Origin of the sequence: Citrobacter sp. RHBSTW-01013, from assembly GCF_013781985.1 — a bacterium.
Taxonomy (GTDB): Bacteria; Pseudomonadota; Gammaproteobacteria; order Enterobacterales; family Enterobacteriaceae; genus Citrobacter; species Citrobacter braakii.
The window spans coordinates 287,540-307,329 of record NZ_CP056185.1; the positions used below are offsets into that span (position 1 = coordinate 287,540).

The 19,790-nt window shown below is 53.6% G+C and carries 23 protein-coding genes; 2 read left to right on the forward strand and 21 right to left on the reverse strand.

Features of this window, described 5'->3' with window-relative positions:
- The first annotated feature begins 82 nt into the window (after positions 1 to 82).
- Positions 83 to 589, forward strand: a complete 507-nt coding sequence (locus HV350_RS01390) for a phenolic acid decarboxylase (RefSeq protein WP_142418081.1) — start codon at positions 83 to 85, stop codon at positions 587 to 589.
- Here HV350_RS01390 and acpT read toward each other — a convergent pair.
- The 20 genes from acpT to HV350_RS01490 all read right to left on the reverse strand — a co-directional run bounded on the left by acpT (position 581) and on the right by HV350_RS01490 (position 17,826).
- Positions 581 to 1,171, reverse strand: a complete 591-nt coding sequence (acpT, locus tag HV350_RS01395; protein WP_046274499.1) for a 4'-phosphopantetheinyl transferase AcpT — start codon at positions 1,169 to 1,171, stop codon at positions 581 to 583. The genes HV350_RS01390 and acpT overlap by 9 nt on opposite strands.
- A gap of 1 nt (position 1,172) precedes the next feature.
- Positions 1,173 to 2,402, reverse strand: a complete 1,230-nt coding sequence (locus HV350_RS01400) for a beta-ketoacyl-ACP synthase (protein ID WP_016157680.1) — start codon at positions 2,400 to 2,402, stop codon at positions 1,173 to 1,175.
- Positions 2,399 to 3,130 (reverse strand): 3-ketoacyl-ACP reductase FabG2, encoded by a 732-nt coding sequence (locus tag HV350_RS01405; RefSeq protein ID WP_016157679.1) that lies wholly within the window; start codon positions 3,128 to 3,130, stop codon positions 2,399 to 2,401. The genes HV350_RS01400 and HV350_RS01405 overlap by 4 nt, the downstream gene beginning before the upstream one ends.
- On the reverse strand, positions 3,127 to 3,603 hold the full coding sequence (locus HV350_RS01410) for a hypothetical protein (RefSeq protein ID WP_016154864.1): 477 nt from the start codon (positions 3,601 to 3,603) through the stop codon (positions 3,127 to 3,129). Before HV350_RS01410 ends, HV350_RS01405 begins: the two co-directional genes overlap by 4 nt.
- Positions 3,600 to 4,769 carry a beta-ketoacyl-[acyl-carrier-protein] synthase family protein gene (locus tag HV350_RS01415; protein WP_046274502.1) on the reverse strand — a complete coding sequence of 390 codons (1,170 nt, stop codon included), beginning with the start codon at positions 4,767 to 4,769 and terminating at the stop codon, positions 3,600 to 3,602. The genes HV350_RS01410 and HV350_RS01415 overlap by 4 nt, the downstream gene beginning before the upstream one ends.
- Before the next feature lies 1 nt (position 4,770).
- Positions 4,771 to 5,445 (reverse strand): DUF3261 domain-containing protein, encoded by a 675-nt coding sequence (locus tag HV350_RS01420; RefSeq protein ID WP_225622923.1) that lies wholly within the window; start codon positions 5,443 to 5,445, stop codon positions 4,771 to 4,773.
- A complete protein-coding gene (locus HV350_RS01425; RefSeq protein WP_181629656.1) occupies positions 5,442 to 7,760 on the reverse strand; it encodes an MMPL family transporter in 2,319 nt (772 codons plus the stop codon). The genes HV350_RS01420 and HV350_RS01425 overlap by 4 nt, the downstream gene beginning before the upstream one ends.
- Positions 7,729 to 8,334, reverse strand: a complete 606-nt coding sequence (locus HV350_RS01430; protein ID WP_019078114.1) for an outer membrane lipoprotein carrier protein LolA — start codon at positions 8,332 to 8,334, stop codon at positions 7,729 to 7,731. Before HV350_RS01430 ends, HV350_RS01425 begins: the two co-directional genes overlap by 32 nt.
- Positions 8,331 to 8,753, reverse strand: coding sequence for a thioesterase family protein (locus HV350_RS01435; RefSeq protein WP_046274504.1), 423 nt, complete (start codon positions 8,751 to 8,753; stop codon positions 8,331 to 8,333). Before HV350_RS01435 ends, HV350_RS01430 begins: the two co-directional genes overlap by 4 nt.
- Before the next feature lie 3 nt (positions 8,754 to 8,756).
- Entirely contained in the window at positions 8,757 to 10,448 is a 1,692-nt protein-coding gene (locus tag HV350_RS01440) for a glycosyltransferase (protein WP_181629658.1), read from the reverse strand.
- Positions 10,439 to 10,792, reverse strand: coding sequence for a hypothetical protein (locus tag HV350_RS01445; protein ID WP_016157672.1), 354 nt, complete (start codon positions 10,790 to 10,792; stop codon positions 10,439 to 10,441). The genes HV350_RS01440 and HV350_RS01445 overlap by 10 nt, the downstream gene beginning before the upstream one ends.
- Positions 10,779 to 12,140 (reverse strand): AMP-binding protein, encoded by a 1,362-nt coding sequence (locus HV350_RS01450; RefSeq protein ID WP_016154857.1) that lies wholly within the window; start codon positions 12,138 to 12,140, stop codon positions 10,779 to 10,781. Before HV350_RS01450 ends, HV350_RS01445 begins: the two co-directional genes overlap by 14 nt.
- Positions 12,137 to 12,718: a hypothetical protein gene (locus tag HV350_RS01455; RefSeq protein ID WP_016154856.1), complete on the reverse strand. Its 582-nt coding sequence runs from the start codon at positions 12,716 to 12,718 to the stop codon at positions 12,137 to 12,139. The genes HV350_RS01450 and HV350_RS01455 overlap by 4 nt, the downstream gene beginning before the upstream one ends.
- Before the next feature lie 6 nt (positions 12,719 to 12,724).
- Complete coding sequence (locus tag HV350_RS01460) at positions 12,725 to 12,976, reverse strand: acyl carrier protein (protein ID WP_016154855.1); 252 nt, start codon at positions 12,974 to 12,976, stop codon at positions 12,725 to 12,727.
- 12 nt (positions 12,977 to 12,988) lie between these two features.
- Complete coding sequence (locus HV350_RS01465; RefSeq protein WP_016154854.1) at positions 12,989 to 13,246, reverse strand: phosphopantetheine-binding protein; 258 nt, start codon at positions 13,244 to 13,246, stop codon at positions 12,989 to 12,991.
- On the reverse strand, positions 13,227 to 14,042 hold the full coding sequence (locus HV350_RS01470) for a lysophospholipid acyltransferase family protein (RefSeq protein ID WP_016154853.1): 816 nt from the start codon (positions 14,040 to 14,042) through the stop codon (positions 13,227 to 13,229). The genes HV350_RS01465 and HV350_RS01470 overlap by 20 nt, the downstream gene beginning before the upstream one ends.
- On the reverse strand, positions 14,039 to 14,761 hold the full coding sequence (locus tag HV350_RS01475) for a beta-ketoacyl synthase chain length factor (protein WP_019078117.1): 723 nt from the start codon (positions 14,759 to 14,761) through the stop codon (positions 14,039 to 14,041). Before HV350_RS01475 ends, HV350_RS01470 begins: the two co-directional genes overlap by 4 nt.
- Positions 14,762 to 14,801: 40 nt before the next feature.
- On the reverse strand, positions 14,802 to 15,863 hold the full coding sequence (locus tag HV350_RS01480) for a class I SAM-dependent methyltransferase (RefSeq protein WP_153646704.1): 1,062 nt from the start codon (positions 15,861 to 15,863) through the stop codon (positions 14,802 to 14,804).
- 68 nt (positions 15,864 to 15,931) lie between these two features.
- A complete protein-coding gene (locus tag HV350_RS01485; RefSeq protein ID WP_029139728.1) occupies positions 15,932 to 16,309 on the reverse strand; it encodes a hypothetical protein in 378 nt (125 codons plus the stop codon).
- 470 nt (positions 16,310 to 16,779) lie between these two features.
- Positions 16,780 to 17,826 (reverse strand): AI-2E family transporter, encoded by a 1,047-nt coding sequence (locus tag HV350_RS01490; protein WP_016154849.1) that lies wholly within the window; start codon positions 17,824 to 17,826, stop codon positions 16,780 to 16,782.
- Positions 17,827 to 17,959: 133 nt separating this feature from the next.
- Here HV350_RS01490 and HV350_RS01495 point away from each other — a divergent pair, with 133 nt between their 5' ends.
- Positions 17,960 to 19,177 (forward strand): MFS transporter, encoded by a 1,218-nt coding sequence (locus HV350_RS01495; protein ID WP_047358184.1) that lies wholly within the window; start codon positions 17,960 to 17,962, stop codon positions 19,175 to 19,177.
- Between the two features lie 3 nt (positions 19,178 to 19,180).
- Here the strand turns inward: HV350_RS01495 and HV350_RS01500 are convergent, their stop codons facing one another.
- Entirely contained in the window at positions 19,181 to 19,738 is a 558-nt protein-coding gene (locus HV350_RS01500) for a DcrB family lipoprotein (RefSeq protein ID WP_016154847.1), read from the reverse strand.
- Positions 19,739 to 19,790 lie beyond the last annotated feature (52 nt).

Below are 19,790 nucleotides of genomic sequence, written 5' to 3' on the forward strand. Positions count from 1 at the left end.
AATGAATATGATGTAAACATAGCGTTATTCATCCAATTTTTGAAGCGGTAAGATCCTCGCATCAAGTAAGAGGAGAACGAATATGAGCACTTTTGATAAACATGATTTGAGCGGCTTTGTCGGCAAACATCTGGTCTATACCTACGATAATGGCTGGAATTACGAGATCTACGTGAAAAACGACACCACTCTGGATTACCGTATTCACAGCGGCATTGTGGGGAATCGTTGGGTGAAGGATCAGCGGGCGTACATTGTGCGGGTTGGCGAGAGTGTTTATAAAATTTCATGGACCGAACCGACCGGGACCGACGTCAGCCTGATCGTAAATCTGGGCGACAAACTCTTTCACGGCACCATCTTTTTCCCACGCTGGGTGATTAACCATCCGCAAAAAACGGTCTGTTTCCAGAATGACCATATTCCGCTGATGATGTCATATCGCGATGCGGGTCCGGCATATCCAACTGAGGTGATTGACGAGTTTGCGACCATCACCTTCGTGCGTGACTGTGGGGCGAATAATGACAGCGTTATTGCCTGTGCGGCCAGTGAATTGCCGGAAAACTTCCCGGAAAATTTACGCTAAGGCTTCCAGACGCTGCACGGCGTCGGCGGTCAGAGTAAACGGCGTGGGCGTACACACCGCCAGGCTCAGGGTATCGAGCTGGCACTGGCTGACTGAGAGTGAGGAGGTTAGCGCGGTGCTGTCGACACTGACAATTTGCCAGGCGCTGCCGCCACGCTGTTTCACGATAGCTTCTTTACGCGTCCAGATGCGCCAGAACGCCGCCAGCTGTTGCTCCGGGCGTTCGGCCTCAACTTCGGCATGTTCCCTGAGACTGAACACCGTATTTGCCAGCGTCTGCCAGTTATCGCGCGGGCGAACGACTTCAATATCACAGCCGACTTCCCCTTCGTCGCTGAGCAGCAGGGCAATATCATCACCGCTGTGGCTGAGATTGAACCACAGCGGTGTGTCAGCGGAAAAGGCCGGTTTTCCTTGCTCGCTGTAGACGATGTCCGGTAATGGCGAAAGAGTATGGGAAAGCAGCACGCGACCTGCCAGCCAGCGCGCACGACGAGCGCCTTGCGGGGCCTGCTCACGCAGTGCGGCAGGCAGTGTGCCAGCGCTTAAAACAGAAACTTTCCCAAGAACGATCCGGTACATATCAGGGCCAACGTTTAATGATGATAGAAGTATTTATGCCGCCAAACGCAAAGTTATTGCTCTGCAAAAATTCGCAATCAATCTTGCGGGCTTTACCCATAATGTAATCCAGCGCTCCACAATTAGCATCTGGCTGACTCAAATTGAGCGTAGGCGCAAACCAGCCTTCTCGCATCATTTGCAGACTCATCCAGGCCTCTAGTGCGCCACAAGCGCCAAGGGTATGTCCAAAATAGCTTTTAAGCGAGGATAGCGGCACATTATCACCATAAATTGCAGCGGTTGCCTGACTTTCTGCAATATCACCGCGATCGGTTGCGGTACCGTGCGCTGAAATATATCCGATATCACGGGCGCTAATACCGGCCATATTCAGCGATTTTTCCATGCAAATCTGCATTGTTTCGCGCTGTGGCTGGGTGATATGGGCAGCATCGCAGTTAGTGGCAAAGCTAACGATTTCACCATAAATCGTTGCTCCGCGCGCTTTAGCGTGTTCCAGCTCTTCCAGCACCAGCGTACCTGCGCCTTCTCCGATGACCAGACCATCGCGTTTTTCATCGAACGGGGAGGGGGTGGTTTTCGGCTCGTCGTTGCGCTGGCTAGTAGCGAACAGTGTATCAAACACGGCGGCTTCGGAAGGACACAGTTCTTCTGCACCGCCGGCGACCATCACTGTTTGATAACCGTGCCGAATGGCTTCCCATGCGTAACCAATTGCCTGGCTACCGGATGTGCAGGCGCTGGATGTCGGAATGACTCGCCCCCGCAGACCAAAAAATAATCCAGTGTTAACGGCAGTGGTGTGCGGCATCATTTGCACGTAGGTCGTGCCGGTGATGTTATTAGTATGCTTCTCGGTCAGCATGGTCGCGAACTCGCTCACTGGACCGGTACTACCGGTTGATGAACCATAAGCGATCCCGGTTTCACCGTTAGTCAGTACCCGATCGCCAATCAGCCCGGCCTGCTCAAGCGCCAGCTCTGTTGCGCGGGTGGACATCAGCGATACGCGACCCATGGCGCGAATTCGCTTGCGGGTATAGTGTTCCGGTAGAGTGAAGTCGTCGATCGGCGCACCCAGCAGTGTGTGCAGTCCGTCATAAACCTGCCACTCCGGCATTTTGCGTACCGCATTTTCATATGCCAATAACCTGGCGGAGACAGCCTGCCAGTTTTCCCCAAAGGCGGTGACGCCGCCCATGCCTGTAATCACGACACGACGTGTCATAACATCCCTCCATTGATGGAAATCACCTGGCGAGTTACATAGCCCGCCACATCCGACATTAAATAACTGGCAAGCCCGGCCACTTCTTCAGCCTGACCTATCCGTTTCATGGGGATCATCGACATCGCCTCTTTCAATGCGGCTTCTTCCATCTCGATCATCCCGGTATCAATGAGTCCCGGTGCAATGCAGTTTACGGTAATTTTGCGTTTTGCCAGTTCGATGGCCAGCGCTTTAGTGGCACCAATAATTCCGGCTTTTGCCGCACTGTAATTGACCTGACCGCGGTTGCCCATCACGCCCGAAACCGAAGACAGTGTGATGATACGGCCCCCCTTGCGTGCACTGATCATCGGCATAATGCACGGATGAATGACGTTGTAAAAGCTGTCGAGGTTGGTATGGATCACCGCATCCCAGTCGTTATCACTGAGCGCAGGGAAAGCGGCATCACGAGTGACCCCAGCGTTGCTAACAATGCCGTACCATGCGCCGTTTGCCTCAATATCTTGCGACAGTATTTCGCGGCACTGCTCGCGATTGGCAACATCAAATGTCAACAGGCGCCCTGCGCCGCCAGCGGCGAGGATAGCATCCAGCGTTTCTTGTGCTCCTTGCACATCGCGATGATAGTGTACGCCGACCACAAAACCGTCCGCGGCCAGTTGTCTGGCGATGGCGCGACCGATACCTTTGCTGGCACCCGTAACTAAAACTGAACGGCTCATGTGGACGCTCCTTGTTGAAATAGCGTGTTAATTTCTTCTGATGTCGGCTGGAAGGTGTTGACGCGACCGGTCGCCAACGTCTCGTTGTCTGCCTGGATGGCACATTCAAAGCTACCGAATCGTGCATCCTGCATCAGCAATTTGACATGGATGCTCAGCTTCTTCCCGGCAGGCAGAACACCTGTGGCACAGACTAACTCACGTGCGCCCAGTACCATGCCTAACGTAATACTCGCCTGACCTTGTTGCTGGCGGTGCCAGCCAGACCAGACGCCAATGGTCTGCGCCATCAGTTCCAGTGCGAACCAGCCAGGTAGATTGCCATCGGGGTCGAGGAAAGGGGCCAGTACGCTGTTTGCTGATACCGTCACGTGGCAGATGGCGGTTTCGTCCGCCACACTGACGACCTCTTCAAGGAGCAGCATTGGCGCATCATGCGGCAAATAGTCGCCCGGTGATAAATAGTGGCTCATGAGATTCTCCCGAGCAGGATGCTGGCATTATTACCGCCGAAGGCAAACGAATTTGACAAGATAACCGGGCGAGTCAGTGACTGCGGCTGTTCAATGATGCCGCAGGCTGGCAATGTTTCATCGCGTGGTGACTGGCTAAAATCCTGCGGTGGTAGCGGCAGGTCGCGTTGCAGAATCAACACACCGATAGCTGCTTCGGTGATCCCCGCGGCGCCCAGTGTGTGCCCGGTCAGGTGTTTGGTTGAACTGCACGGGACCGTTTCGCCAAATAGCGCGCTCACGACGTTGGACTCAATCTGATCGTTTAGCGGTGTGGCGGTACCGTGCAGATTGATATAGCCCACGTGTTCCGGCGTCATTCCTGCGTCGTTAAGTGCCTGGTCGATGGCGCGAATGGCACCTTCCCCCTGTGGATGGGGAGCCGAAATATGGTACGCGTCGCTGGATTCGCCGACGCCAAGGAGCGCGATAGGCTGTGGCTCGCGGGTTAATACCATCAAGGCGGCGCCTTCGCCAATGGTGATCCCACAACGGTCACGGCCAAACGGCTGACACAGCGTTGGGGAGAGTGATTCCAGACTGTGGAATCCGTTGATTGGCATTCGGCTTAGCGTATCCGCACCGCCGACAATGGCGATATCGACCAGACCAGATTCGATCAAACGACGTCCGCTCATAATAGCCCTTGCACTGGACGAGCAGGCGGTTGAGAGCGTAAAGGCCGGGCCATCCAGCGCCAGCCAGTGGCTAAGAAAACGCGACGGATCGCCCAGTTCCTGTTGCGGATAGCGCCAGTCAGTGCTCTCTTTGCCGTTGAGCATCAAATCAACGTGAACGTCACCCTCATCCAGGCCGGAGGTGCTGGTGCCGAGAACAACAGCAATACGATCGCGACCAAATCGGGCGATAGCGTCGTCCACCTGCGGCTGGATTTGCATCAGTGCTGCCAGCAATAGCTGGTTGTTGCGCGAACGATGAGCGCTAAAGTGCTGAGGAATAGCGGGTAACTCACCGTCAACGCCTGCTAACACGGCGGATGGGTGTCCTTGCAGCCAGCCCGTGCGCGGGCGCATTCCCGGCGCTATGCCACGAGTGAGGTTGGCTGCGATTTCATCAGTGTTATTGCCCAACGCGTTAATCATGCCAACGGCAGAAATGTAGATCATCTCAGTCACCCAGATATTGAATGGTGATGTGGTATTTAAAAACGTGCTGCTCAATGCTGATCGGTTCGCGTTTTCCTTTTCGATTCAGATACGTGATTTCCGTGACCACTTTGCCGCGTGCATTGCGCAGCTCACGCCTATCACCCGTATCGACGAGCGTCCAGCCTGTGGGTAATTGCGGTTGCCAGGTGCTAATCGGCCAATGGCTAAGCATCACGTCAGCCAGCACCTGGCTGGCTGGCGGCAATTGTGGAACGATGATCGATTGCTCGGTGTGCAGTCCTTTTTCATCGTAAGTCACGAGGAACAGGCGAATGCCGACTGATGACAGCCCGGCAAGTGTGATTTTCTTGTCATCAGCATTGAGCATGACCAACAGTGACTGAGTTTTGCCGTTAAAACTACCGGTTAGTAGTTGTTGCGAATTCACCGCGGGAGAAATACCCGGAGCAGGTAGCGTTACACGAATACCCGGCTCTAACCAGGCTTGCGGGCGGCCTTTCTGTTCCGGCTGTGAGTGGCTGCAACCTGCCAGCAGCAATGTGGCGACGAGCAGGCCCTGTCGGATGGCGCTGCGCTTATCCGGTCTACAAATGGTGTGCTGACGTAGATCGGATAAGGCAATGCCGCCATTCTGCAAAAGCCCACTCAACCAACGAAATATCGGTTTACTCATCGTTTTTTCTTCTCTCTTTTCGTTGGCATCGCCAGCGGTGACAGCAAAAATGCGGTGAAAATACCGCTTACTAGCACAATGCCAAAACTGCTGATTGCCTGAGTGGCACTAAAGACCAGCATGCCGAGCGTCAGGAGCGTGGTCATCATCGCCAGCGTGATAGCCAGCAGCGACGTCAGTGGCGTACCGCGTGGATTACTGAAAAACAGCGTGTAGTTAATGCCAATTCCCAGTACCAGCACCAGTGCCAGCAGCGAGAACAAGTTGAGCGCATGACCGCTCAGGGCCAGTACTGCCAGACCACAACCTAAAGACAGCACTGAGGGCACCAGGCTAATTAAGCCCTTACGCCAGCCAAGCCGAATGATGGCGCCACAGGCAATCACCGCCAGCGCAATGCACAGCAGGCCGGTCAGAATATGGCGATAAAGGGCAAACAGGTTGTCAAAGCTGCTCTTGCGATCCACCCACGCCACGCCGGAATATTTCGCGCTGAGCGTATTTAAAGCATCACTTTGTTTCACCCCTTCAACGGGAACCAATACGCTGCTTTCGCCATCAGCCAGAGACAGCCATAGCAAGCGCCAGCCTTCACTGGCTGGGCTGGCAAGCCAGGCATCGACGGTTACAGACATGGCGCTAAGATCGGGGTTCACCGTTGCCAGCCCGGCGTTGTTTAGGGCTTTCGTGATGGCGGGAGAAGCATCTTTTAGCAGAGAGAGATCCTGATGTTGCCGGGCGAGTGAATTGAGCGGAATAGTGCGATATCCGCTGAGTAACCCGTCTTTTTTTGCCTGTTCCAGCGCGGGGGTAAAGGTTTCCAGCCGCTCCAGCGTTTGCTGAGCGGATTTGCCGTACACCACAAACCACTTCTGGTCGACGCTTTGCCCGGTCAGGGCGGTAATCGCTTTTTCCTGAGCGAGAATTTCCTGCGGCAGCGCCTGTAACTGGGAGATATCATCATCTACGCGCAGCGTCGCTATTCCTGCCAGCGAGAACAACGCCAGTGCCAGCGGCAGGCCAACGGAGAGTTTTTTATTGCGTCGCCATGCAGCAAGCCAGCGTAGCATGAGTACCATTGCCGGCACCGGGCGTACCGGCAACCGACGACACAACCACGGGTGCCAGAAAATGACCGTCAGGCAGGAGGCGCTCAGACCTACCGCCGCGAATACCGCCATCTGGCGAATACCGGGGAAGGGGGCGAGCATCATAATCAGATAAGCTGCTACGGTGGTGAGTAGCGCCAGGAGCAGGGCATTGCGCACTTTGGCAAGGCTTTGCCATGGCGATGTTTCCGCACCGTGCACCATCCGTTCGGTCAAATAGTAGAGCGTATAGTCGGCGGAAATACCGATGATGCTCATGCTCATCACCAGCGTCATCAGATGGAGCTCGCCAAAAATCAGCAGCGTGACGACGGTCCCCGCCAGCGCACCAATGCCAATCGAAATCAGGCACAGCAGCAGCGGACGCAGCGAACGAAATACAGCCACGATGAGCAGGATCACCCCGAGCACAGTGGCTATGCCGAGAGTAGAGATATCTTTTTTCGCCTGCTGGCTGGCGTAATCGCTATAGAACAGCGTCCCGCGAGACAGCAGTTGAGCCTGTGGATAGTGGGCTTTGAGCTCACCTTCCAGCGTATTCAACGTGGTGACCAATTGGTGCGTCTGTTGCATATCAAACGATGAACCGGTCAGTTCGCCATGTAACAGATACCAATAGTTGCCTTGTTCATCCTGGGTGACCAGCCAGCCGTCCATCAGGCGCAGACGCTGCCCAGTTTTGGCCATGGCCAGCTGCGAGCCACGCATCAGCATGAAGGGATCGTTTTGTAGCTCTTTGCCACTGACGCCAGAGAATGCGGAGTAAAGTTGGGACAGGATCCACTGGCCCTGCGCTTCGCCGCCGTTTTGCAGCCGGGCGCGGGTCTCGTTATCTATCAGGCCGTTACGATGTTGCCAGAAGAATGCCCCCCAGGCCTGCTGGCTGTCGGCATCCATTGGACCTTTTACCTGGGCTAGCGCGTGCGATTTTTGCAGTAAAGCCAGCCAGTCCCGGGCTATCGCTGGGTCCGGTTGCTTACCGGGACTCACCAGCCAGACCACCTGACGGTCAAGGCGCTGCATAAATCCCTCGTTCAGACCCGGAGGTATAGCGCCCAGCGTCTGCTTTGGCAACATGGCCAGCACGCTGCTGTTAAGGCGGGCCTGAGGTAGCAGCGTCAGAAAGATGCCCAGCAGAAGCAGGCAGATGACTCCCCATAACAGCGCGGGACGTTTACTGGGCGGCAAAGCGTTGGCGTTCGTCATCGGTCAGTTGCGCTGGCGTTAGTTGGTGTTGGGAAAGCGCGATATCGGTGCGATCGCCCTGTTTATCATTGAGCTGAATGCTCTCCAGGTAGGTCTTTCCTGCTAAATCAATCGTCGCAAAAATCTTATCCAGCGGTGTGGTGATTGGCGTCAGGCGTAGCGTCCAGCGACCTTCTCCTAAGTCTGCGAACTCCACGCGGAAGTTTTGTTCCAGCACTTTACGATCCGCCTGGAATAACGCCCGCAGCAGATGATTAAACTGGAACATTTGCGGGTTATTCTCAGCGGTAACGGTCTGCGGTGGTTGACCGTTAATTGCCTGAACCATCCGTTTGTCATCCAGCAGCAGCTGCATCGGGAACGGGGACGTTTGATCCCACAGCAACCCCTTGTCGCGGGCGATCAACATCTTGCCCTGAGATCGCAGCGGTTGTGGTAGATCCTTTATCGTCCGGGTTTGATCGAAGTGGGCGCGAACCACCGGTTGTTCGGTAAAACGCTGTTGTAGGGAGTCGAGCGTCAGGGCACTGACGAAAGGGCTGACGAGCAGCACGAGCAATGGCCATAATTTCATGGTGTCACTCCCATCCGTTCAAACAGAATATTCGGGCTGACAAAGCACAGTTCACGGCTTTTTTCGTCGACGGCGACCTGGATGGTGTAGCCTGTTGTAGCACGTTTACCTGTTTCGGCATCAAAAATTTCGTAGCCGATTCGCAGGCGATTTTCGTACTCTTTAATTTGGGCGCGTACACGGATACGCTGCTCGAAAGTCAGCGCATTGCGATACTTCACCCGAGTGTCGACCACGGGCCACAGATAGCCAGATTCTTTCATCTGCCGATAGCCATAATCGAATTGGTTCAGCAGTGCCTCACGGGCAATCTCGAAGTAACGGAAGTAGTTACCATGCCACGCTACGCCCATCATATCGACGTCGTGAAACGGAATAGTTAGCTCGACTTCAGCCGTAAAACGGGGATCGTTAAGCACCCTTTACTCCTTGTCATTGGTGTCCGGCTGTTGCCAGAAATCGAAAAAGTTAAACCAGTCGAGGGGCGACTGAAGCGCATAGTGCTCAAGGCGTTCGGCGTAGCGATCGACAGTATTCTGTAATGCCTGTTGTCGTGTGGCGCGCGGTAAGAGCAGCGGGTCGGCAAACGGTTCGCAGTAGATGTGGAGTTTCTCCTGCTGGCGCAGGGCAAAAATCAGATCTACAGGGCAGCGTAAAATAGACGCAAGAATAAACGGGCCCTGAGGGAATGGCGCGTTTTGCCCCATAAAGCGGCTCCAGCACACACGCCACTCGCCGCCGCGTTGGGGATTGACTGCGATGCGATCGCCTACGATGGCTACCCATTCACCGCGCTCCAGTTTCTCTTTGAGCAGAATGGCAGTATCTGGACCAATACTGTTCACCGGGAGCAGATTTAATCCAGCCTGCGGCGCCATCTCTTGCATGATCTGTTTAAAGCGTTGGGCATTATCGCTAAATACCAGCGCATTGATTGTTTTACTGCCCTGTAGCTGGGCCAGTGCCCGACAGGCTTCGACATCGCCAAGATGTGAAGCCAGCAGCAGTTTTCCCCGAGGATCGCTGACATTTAGCGTTTTTTCTGCGCCTGGTGCAAAAATCACATCGCGACCGAAGTGCAGTTCACCGCGCCAACTGGCAATCTTATCCAGCATCGCGCTGCCAAAACGCAGGAAATGCTGATAACTGGTCAGGTTTGGCGGTACTGGCATCCGGCGTGTGATCAGTTGCGCTCTTACGCGGCTAATCCAGCGTTGAGAGGCTTTTCGGGCAGTTGAAGCGCTGAGCCAGTATACGCCGACGACCGGATACAGCAGCAGGGAGAAGGCTTTGCGACCCAGTACACGCCAGACCAGCAGCATCAGACGCATTCCCCACAACCCTTTGACTTCCTGTTGCTGCGCCCAGTGTGTCGATGAACGACGACACAGCAGGGAGGGGATGCGCGGCAACATGCCAAAGAACAGGCGAGTGTGCATCAATGAAATGTGCAGATTGTCTTTAAGCGCGTCGAAATGGGATAGCCCGTCCTGCGGATAGGTGACTCGCGTGGGGATAAAATAGCTGGTGTTGCCTTGCCAGTAGAGGCGCACCATCACTTCAGTATCAAAATCCATCCGTTTGCCGAGCGTTACGCGCTGTGCCAGTTGCAGCGTGGGAGCCACCGGATACACCCGGAAGCCGCACATACTGTCTTTGAGCTGCAACGAGAGCGTTTCTATCCACACCCAGATATGGGTTACCCAACGACCGTACAGGCGCGAGCGAGGAACCGAATCATCGTAAATCGGTTGTCCGGAAATCAGTGCTGTCGGATGTTCTTTTGCCAATGCAAGCAGCCTGGGAATATCTTCAATGGCATGTTGCCCATCGGCATCGACCTGCACTGCATGACTGAACCCGGCATCTGCTGCCGTCTGCATTCCTCGAATAACCGCCGCGCCTTTTCCTGCGTTGATGGGCAGGCGAATTAACGTCAGATTGCTGTATTCTGTCGCCAGGCGTGCCAGTTCATCTCGTGTAGTCTCGTCGCTGCCATCGTCCACCACAATGCAGGGGAGATTGAACGGCCGAAGACGATCCAACACGTCCGACATCATCGCGCCGTGGTTGTAGCAGGGGATCAACACGCATGGGGAAAAGGTCAGCGGCATAACCGAATCTTCCCGCTGCTGGCGGTATGGCGCACGTCACCGTCGTGGCGCTGGTAGCTAAAAGTGAGCATCTGACGCGCTTCCTGCCAGCTCAGACTCAGGGTGACGGTGGCCTCTGGCAATAGCGGTGACTGGAACTTCACGTTTTGAATACTGTGAAAACGCCAGCCAGGGACCAGCAGCGTGGTGGCGTAATCCATCGCCCAGTTTAGCTGTGCAACGCCCGGCAGCAGTGGCTGCACGCTAAAATGCCCGCTGAACCAAAACAGAGAAGGGTCGAGTTGTAAAACAATCTCAGCCTGATGAGGCAGTGCCTGATGGCGCTCGATTTCATGGGGTTTCATGAAATAACTCCTGTAATTGCGCATAGACACGCTTGTTCATACTGTTGACCGGAATCTCATCAATCACCCGCCAGTAGCGGGGAACAGCGACCGGCTCCAGCCAGGGCAGCAGCGAACGTCGCCAGGTCAGTTCTTGCGGTTTACCACCGCACTCAAGCCAGCGTTGCCGGGCTTCGTCATCCAGTACCAGCAGGACACCAACGCCCTGACGTCCTCCGCGTGAGACGGGCAATGCTGCGACTTCACGGATACCGTCCAGTGCCAGTAAACGTTGCTCCACTTCGCTGAGTGAAATGCGTTTCTCTTCAATCTTGACCACCCGCCCGCGTCTGCCCATCAGGCGGAACTGTCCGTTTTCGATAAACTGAAGAATATCATCGAGTAACAGGCCATCATCAGCTGCAATTAGTGGTGAAAACACACGAAACGCGTCGTCTTCTGACTGGAATCTGACTCCGGGAAAAGGCAGCCATGTCACATCATCCTGATGGCGATAGCGCCACGCGAGGATTCCGGTTTCAGTGCTGCCGTAGATCTCATCGGGCCAGACATTCAGCCAGTCAGCAGCCTGCTTGACGTCCTGCCAGGACAGCATGCCGCCCGCGGAAAGAATCAACTCGATTGGCGGCGGTGTCAGGTGGTGGTCGAGGCGTTTCAGAAACGCCGGACTGCTGATAAACGCATACCGATGATCAGGGCTCAGTGCCGCCAGTTGTTCGGCATACCAAAGCATCGCCGCATGCAGCGGGAGGCCTAAAGCCATCGGCAAGAAGATACGAAACGTCAGACCATACAGGTGTTGCGGTACCACTGAGGCGACGACCCGGCAACCTGCCAGACGATCAGCAAAACGCGTAGCGAGCAATGCTGCTTCGCTATCCAGACGAGCAATCGGTTTGATTACGCGTTTCGGCTGGCCGGTCGAACCGGAAGTGAATAGCTCCACAAAGGCGTCACTGCGTATTATCGGGAATGTGATGTCGTGGGCCACAGATGTCATGGCAGAGCTGACCACTCGCAGCGTTCCCTGCCAGTCCAGCGCTTTATCGCTCAGTACGCCATCAAACAGCAAGTGCTGCTCGTTTAACAACGAAACGCGACAATGTCCCGGGATCACCGGTGTTTTGCCAGCATGGAGCGTTGCCAGCAACGCGACGATGAATAAATAGCTGTTCTCGAAGCATAATGCCCAGCGTTCACCTTCCTGCTGCTGCAGTTGCGTTATCAACTGGGCCACATCATGGCGCAGATGGCCAAGCGTCCACGTATGATCTTCTTGCCACGCAACAGGAATGTCGTCCGGTCGTGGGGCACAGAGCCATTGAGCAAGTGTGAGGGGCTGCTTCATTGGGTATCTCGCTTTATCACCAGTTGGCGAACTAACCACTCGCCTACCATCAATGTTCCCATCAGCAGATAGGAAACCATACCGTTCCAGGTCGTCCACAGGGTCATATCGCCATTCAATGCAGTAAAGAGCGCAACGCTGCCATTGATGATGAAAAAGGCGCACCAGATTAGTGTCACAAGGTACGTGTAGCGCACGCCTGCTTCGGGCAGATTTGGTTCGCGCAGCCGCGCCAGACGTTCAACGATGGGCATCGCTGACCACAGAGAACCACCAAAAACCGACAGCATGACGGCGTTTACCACTACGGGATAAAACAGCAGCAGCTGGTGCGTTTTGAGCAGATAACTGGCAATGCATAAGGTGATACCCGCGATCACCACTACCTGTGTCACGACGCGCAACGGTCCCGCCTGTCGCCGGACCTGGCGAAAGCGTAAAAAAAGGAGTAGCGCCATTAACGGCAGCAACCAGTGCAGACTGTTATGCGCCAGGCCAAACCAGATCAAAAACGGCCAGGCCAACAACAGTAGACCTGTCAGCAGTTGTACGACTGGCAGGGAGCGAGTGCCTGACACGGTGAATTACGCTTCTATGAGAAGGCGTTCAACCGCATCGACGACATCTTGTACGGTGCGTACTGCTTTGAACTCTTCCGGCTTGATTTTCTTACCGGTTTTCTTTTGAAGATGCACGATCATGTCGACTGCGTCGATGCTGTCGAGTTCCAGATCTTCGTACAGGCGCGCCTCAGGCTTAATATCTTGCGGGTCAACTTCAAACAGCTTGACCAGCAGTGAGGAGACTTCTTCGTAAATGGCTTTTTGTTCGGTCATAACGGACTATCCTCAGGCACGTTGCGCGTGAATGAAAGATGCCAGCGTGGCGACGGAGAAGAAGTGCTGACGCATTTCTTCGCTCTCCGCTGAGAGGACCACGCCATACTCGTTTTTCACCGCCAGACCCAGCTCCAGGGCATCGATTGAGTCCAGGCCTAAGCCATCGCCAAAGAGTGCCGCTTCGGTTTCAATATCGTCAGCTGTTAGTTCGTCGAGATTCAATGTCGTTATAATGAGATTTTTGATTTCAAGATAAAGCGCTTGCATCATTAATTCCTGAAAGAGGTAAAGTACCTGGTTGTAATTGAAGCAAAAGATGCCGGTTCAACTGCCTTGCGGCCAGCGCCGGTTCTTGTGAATTTGCGTCGTAAAATTGGTCGATCTTAACCCGCTCGTGTACTGAAATGGTAAACATGGGTTTTACCGATGGGACGTCGTACCATTGGCTTTCTTTGTTCAGCATTTGTTCGCTGCATTTAATGGTCACTATGCGTAAATCACTGCTGCAGCGCACGGCGATATTCGCCGCACCACGCTGTAACGTCATTTCCTCTCCGGGGCGTGTACGGGTTCCCTCGGGGAAAATTAAAATAGTATCGCCTTGTTCCAGACGTTGCTGGCACGCGGGCAATAGCGCGTCAGCCTGGCTGTTAATCAGATAATCTGCCGCCCGGACCACGCCGCTGAGGAACGGATTTTTTAGTAGTGCACTTTTCACCAGACAGTCGGTTTCGGGCATTACCGATGCCAGTAGCACGTAATCGATGAGCGTCGGGTGGTTGGCGACGACCAGGCATCCTTGTTCATTGCGTAAAATATCTCGTCCTTCAATTTGGTAGTCCAACACACCAAGCCGTTTCGCCACCGTTAAAAAGAGGCGAAAACTGGCGGCGATGCTGCGTCTGGCGATACGCCGACGTCGGGCTTTATCCCATATCGCGATCAGCAAGACGTTAAACCAGAACGTAGAAAGAAGGAGTCCGCCTAGGCCAAACAGGGCAAAGCAAAGACCGGTCATCACCAGTCGCCATACCCGGTTAAGTCGCAGGAGCATCGTGTTCATCCCTGACTCCACTGCCATTGTACGCGTTCACCAGACAGGGTAAACGCCTTGGTATCTTGCAAGTAATGTTGTAAAAACAATAGGCTTTGCGGCAACGTTGTCTCACCCCGCCCGCAGTGCGGACGGGTTTCACATTGCCAGCTATCACCGGATTCAATGACCAGCGCGACGGCAAACGGCCATGTTGGCATGTCTGGTGGTAACTGTGGGTGATAAAACTCGGGCAGAAAACCGTCGAAATCGACCATCAATACGCGCTGATATCCCGCCTGCAACAGCCCGATGACTTCACATAGCCCTTGCTGGAACGTATCCCTGCCAGCAGAAAGCGAGGAGGAGGCAATCGGTTTTTTCGCAGCGATCGTCAGGTTACCCACAGCAGAGTTATGTACAGAGAGGGCAAAATCGGTTGGTGAGAGTGCCTGCCCAGTCGCCAGGGCGTGCAGGATCCTGTAGTTACGCTCCAGTTCACCATGGCGGCTTGTATACAAAACAGCATTGATATCATGGCGGCGTAGCATCGCCAGCCCACAATCGACGGCCAGTTTGCTGCCGGAACTGAGTCGGCGAGCCGTCATCATCGGTAACTCGTTGAGCTTAGCCAATGGCGCAGTGGGATCGATGGCGTGCGAAAGCCGTGACCATTCATGCCACTGTTCTGTTTCGCTTAACCCTGGCGCCCTGGCCTGCCAGTCTATAATGTTGAAAGCAAATTTCATCAACGCGTATCCGCGGTAAATCGGTTGTTCCGATTGTTTCTTATTTTTTCTTCTGACATATCAATAAAGTATGCCCAACACCTAAGTTATCGTGGCGTTCATCTACCTGAAAACCTGCCAGATTCAGATAGTGATAAAACCTCTCTACGCTGTAGAAACGGCTGTTGCCATTCGCCATACAGGTAAAATAAAGCGAAGACGCATTCAGGCTAAATGAGGCCGCTTCAAATTTTTGGGCATCCCAAAACAGTTCCATAATGAACAGCTTCGCGCCCGGTTTCATCACCCGGGCAACGTTGCGCAGCATAGCGATAATTTGTTCCGGAGAAAAACAGTCCAGAAATTGACTCATCCACCAGATATCAGCGCCGGCAGGTAAAGGCGAGTCGCTAAGCATATCCACAGCATGGAAATTTATGCGATGAGATAATCCTGCATTTTCTATATTTTCGCGGGCAAGTGCAATTTGTTGCGGCAAATCTAATAGGGTGACAGTAATATTGTCATCATGTTGACAACAACGTAATGCCCATTTCCCGGTATTTCCGCCGACATCGTACAGGGTTGCAGGGGCGCTGGCGAATACATATGGCAATGCGGCATCAAATGCTCCATCTGAATAGTAATGATCGAAAGCAAACCAACTTTCACGCGCCGCCAGCGGTAATTGTGATAGTGCAGGATAGATTGTTGACCAGTCGCCAAAAGTTTTTAACCCTACGGGTTTTCCTTCTTTAAGTGCATTTTCCAGATAGAACAGCCCCTGATAACAAACATCCTGGGTGAAGTCCATATTCACACGCGTCATCGTGTCATGTAAAAGAAAATGACCAACTTTAGCGAGGTAATAATATCCCTCTTTGTGGGTAATGATGCGCCCACTTAACCCCATATCCAACAGGATGCTGGCGGCATATTCGTTGATGGTGCTGTTTTCGGTAATCTCGTCGAGCGTGGCGCCGCGTTTACCTTGCTTGTCCAGCCAGGTGAGTACTCCAGCATTTCGCAGACACAACGCGGTTTGAAATAGCATAGGGGCAAAGGCGATACGTTGTGCTTCAGTAATGGCATCCAGTGCGCTAAGCGAATCCTGTTCGTACATGTGGGGACAACCTGTTAAATGGCAGATAGTAAGAGTATCGGGCCTTTTCGGCCCGACTTTAGGCGTAATTACAGATTGGCGCCGGCTGACAGATTAAGCTGGATGTCTTTATCCAGATTGCGTACCCAGCGGTTGTAGTTTTTGTGAATCTTTCCACCAGAAGCCTGCAGGTTGAGGCTGCTGTCATATTTGATGTCATAGCTGGTGGCGGTATAAGTGATACGGACTTCAGCCACATGATCGCGGGTTTGTTGGCGAGCTTTAATAATACCTGGTCCGGCTTCGGACATGACCCATTGGCGTTGAATACCGGCTTTTAGGATCGCGGTTTTAACCTGGTCCTGAGTATGTCCCGCGCTCACACTGGTGTGAACTTGATCAATCGGCGCAGTACGTGCACAACCCGCCAGTGCACCGACAACGGCAATGGCTGCAAACCACTTAATATACTGTTTCATTAAAACTCCCTCTCAAAGTACCGTTTATACATGTTAACTTATAAGCTCCGGAATCATGATGCACCCTTTATCACCTGCAATTTTATTTAAACTAAATTAGCGTTTTATTTCACTCTGTTGATAGCGAGGCAATGAGATGACCGGATGATAATATTCTATGACTTTCTTCAACAGAAACTTTTCAGCATCATCATCGGCGAGAAGTATAGATTTTTAGAGAAAACGTATCAAATAAAATAACCTTTAAATCTAAGTGGATAGTTTAAGTTAAATGCTTTGGATGTGTTCATTACTTTTATGTTTTTTGGCAAAGAATAATGCATGTGGATTATATATTTCCTTTATAAAAGAATGAATTCCTTTTCACTCTTTATTTAAGATAAGCCACTGTATATAGCTGTGTTGACGTCATTTTAACGTCAATATGGAAATATAATAACTACCTCGGTTGGTAGTTTTCAGGGTAGCCGACTTTTGGGCCTGCCGGGTCCCAGCAAAATTGCCAGTTTGCTACCGCCTGTGGTGGTTTCCATCCAGATTTTACACACGCTGGTTAACGGCACGGAGAGCAGCATACCTACCGGACCAAGCAGCCATCCCCACACCAACAGAGAGAGAAAGACGATTAGCGTCGATAATCCCAGCCGGTGCCCCATCATGCGGGGCTCAAGGATGTTGCCAATTACCATATGCACCACCAGAAACAGCGCCCCAACCAGCACGCATTCGTAAACGCCGTTGAACAGCAGCGCCTGGATCATGGGTGGAACGGCGGAAATGACCGAGCCAATGTTGGGCACGTAGTTTAGCAGGAATGCCAGCACACCCCACATCAGAGCAAACTGAATACCCATTAGCGCCAGCCCCAGCCAGACGATGGCTCCGGTCCATAAGCTGAGCAACGTTTTCAGCGCCAGATAGTGAGAAACACCTTTCAGTGCCCGATGCAGCCCCGCAATATGGATTTGTGGGTTGTTCAGCGCAAAGCGCAGCTTATAGGGGACATGACGCACCTCAAACAACATAAAGACCACCGTCATCACCAGCAGAACGACGCTGGCCATGGCACCGGAAAGACTTGTCATCAGCGTGGTTGTGAAGGTCATCAGCTTGTCGGAGTCCATACGTTGCAGCATGCGCTCCGGGGACATATGCAGATTCAGAAAAGGCACCATCTCTTGCAGATACAGAACCTTGCGCGTCAGCTCCTTGTTGTATTTTGGCAGCATGGCCATGAATTCAGTGATGGACGATGCCAGAACGCCGATTAACGCCGTAAGAACGATCAGCATCACCACCACGACTAACGTTATCGCGACTGGCCGACGTACACCCCGGCGAATAAACCAGGTGACCAGCGGATTCAATACAATGGCAAAAAAAAGGGCCAGCAGAAGCTGTACGATGATATCCGCCGCGGCATGAATACCCGCGAGGATCACCACCAGAGCGGCCAGTTTGAGCAGAATGTGCAAACCCGTTTTATCGGGCTGGGCGGTTGTCATGTCGTCTTCCTGTTTGCGTTTTTGCATTAAGTGTAGCGGCTGGCTTGCGACTGATATTCCTAAACTGACTACTGATTTCTGCCCGGCAACATGGTAGAAATGAAACACTGTTGTGAAAACGTGGTGATCCTCCATGCCCGAACCCGTCGCTGAACCGACGCTTAGCGGTTTACGCCTTAATCTGCGTATTGTCTCTGTGGTGATGTTTAACTTCGCCAGCTACCTGACCATTGGTCTGCCGCTCGCTGTATTGCCAGGCTATGTCCATGATGTGATGGGATTTAGCGCTTTTTGGGCAGGGCTGGTCATCAGCCTGCAATATTTCGCTACGCTGCTGAGCCGTCCACATGCAGGTCGCTATGCCGACCTGCTGGGGCCAAAGAAGATTGTGGTATTCGGACTGTGTGGCTGTTTTTTAAGTGGTCTGGGCTACTTCCTGGCGGGCTTCACGAATGGCTGGCCGCTGGCCAGCCTGCTGCTGTTATGCCTGGGGCGCGTGATTCTAGGGATCGGGCAAAGCTTTGCCGGGACTGGCTCTACGCTGTGGGGGGTTGGGGTCGTTGGTTCAATGCACATCGGACGGGTGATTTCGTGGAACGGCATCGTGACCTATGGCGCGATGGCGATAGGCGCTCCGCTGGGCGTTCTGTTTTATGCCTGGGGTGGCTTACAGGGATTGGCGCTGACCGTGATGGGCGTGGCGCTGTTGGCAATACTGCTGGCGCTCCCTCGTCCGGCGGTGAAGGCCAGCAAAGGCAAACCGTTACCGTTTCGCGCGGTGCTTGGGCGTGTCTGGTTGTACGGCATGGCGCTGGCCCTGGCCTCAGCCGGATTTGGCGTGATCGCCACTTTCATTACCCTGTTTTATGATGCCAAAGGCTGGGACGGCGCCGCTTTCGCGCTGACGCTTTTTAGCTGCACGTTTGTGGGGACCCGCCTGTTATTCCCAAATGGTATCAACCGTTTAGGTGGACTAAATGTGGCGATGATCTGCTTTAGCGTCGAGATTGTTGGGCTGCTGCTGGTCGGGATGGCTTCCATGCCGTGGATGGCGAAAAGCGGCGTCCTGCTGGCCGGTGCAGGGTTCTCGCTGGTGTTCCCGGCGCTGGGCGTGGTGGCGGTAAAAGCCGTCCCGCAGCAAAATCAGGGCGCTGCGCTGGCGACGTATACGGTGTTTATGGATTTATCACTGGGAGTTACGGGGCCGCTGGCCGGGCTGGTCATGACGTGGGCGGGCGTGCCGGTTATCTATCTGGCGGCGGCAGGGTTGGTGGCGGTGGCGTTATTGCTGACCTGGCGATTAAAAAAACGGCCTCAGGTGGTGTCACCGGAGGCCGAGTCATCGTCTTAACCGTTACTGGATAACCAGCGTGTTAATGATGTTTTCTGCGGTAGTCTGCGCTTTTTGCTGATCGTCAGCAGGCAGCGTGATTTGCAGAGTCAGCAGTTGGTTATCGACTTTACCCAACACCACGGAAGAGTAAGCGGTCTGGCCTTTGGCCGAGATGATGCTGTCTAACTGCTGCAGCGTGTGGCCTTTCAGCTCAATAGATTTATTGGTGACGACCTGCAACTGCGGGTCGCGGCTACGCTGCTGATCTTCAAGGCGTTTTGCCAGCACAGCCAGGTCTTCGTTGGTATTGTCGCCAACAATCACAATCACCGCTTTCTGGCCGGTTGCGTCAGAATAAACGTGCATATTGTTCGCCTGGGTGCCCAGTTTGCCGCTCTGATCGGTCATATCCGCTGGCAGGGAAAAACTGAGTTTACCGTCCAACAGGCTGACCGGTTGTCCGGTGGCGCTACTTTCTGCGGCAGCACCCTCTGCTGGCGCTTTTGTATCGCTATTATCACAGGCCGCAAGCCCCATAACCAGCAGGCCAATACCGACATATTTAACCAGATTGCGCATTGACTTCTTCCTTTCGATAAACGGCCATAACGGCTCATTCGTCCATCTTATC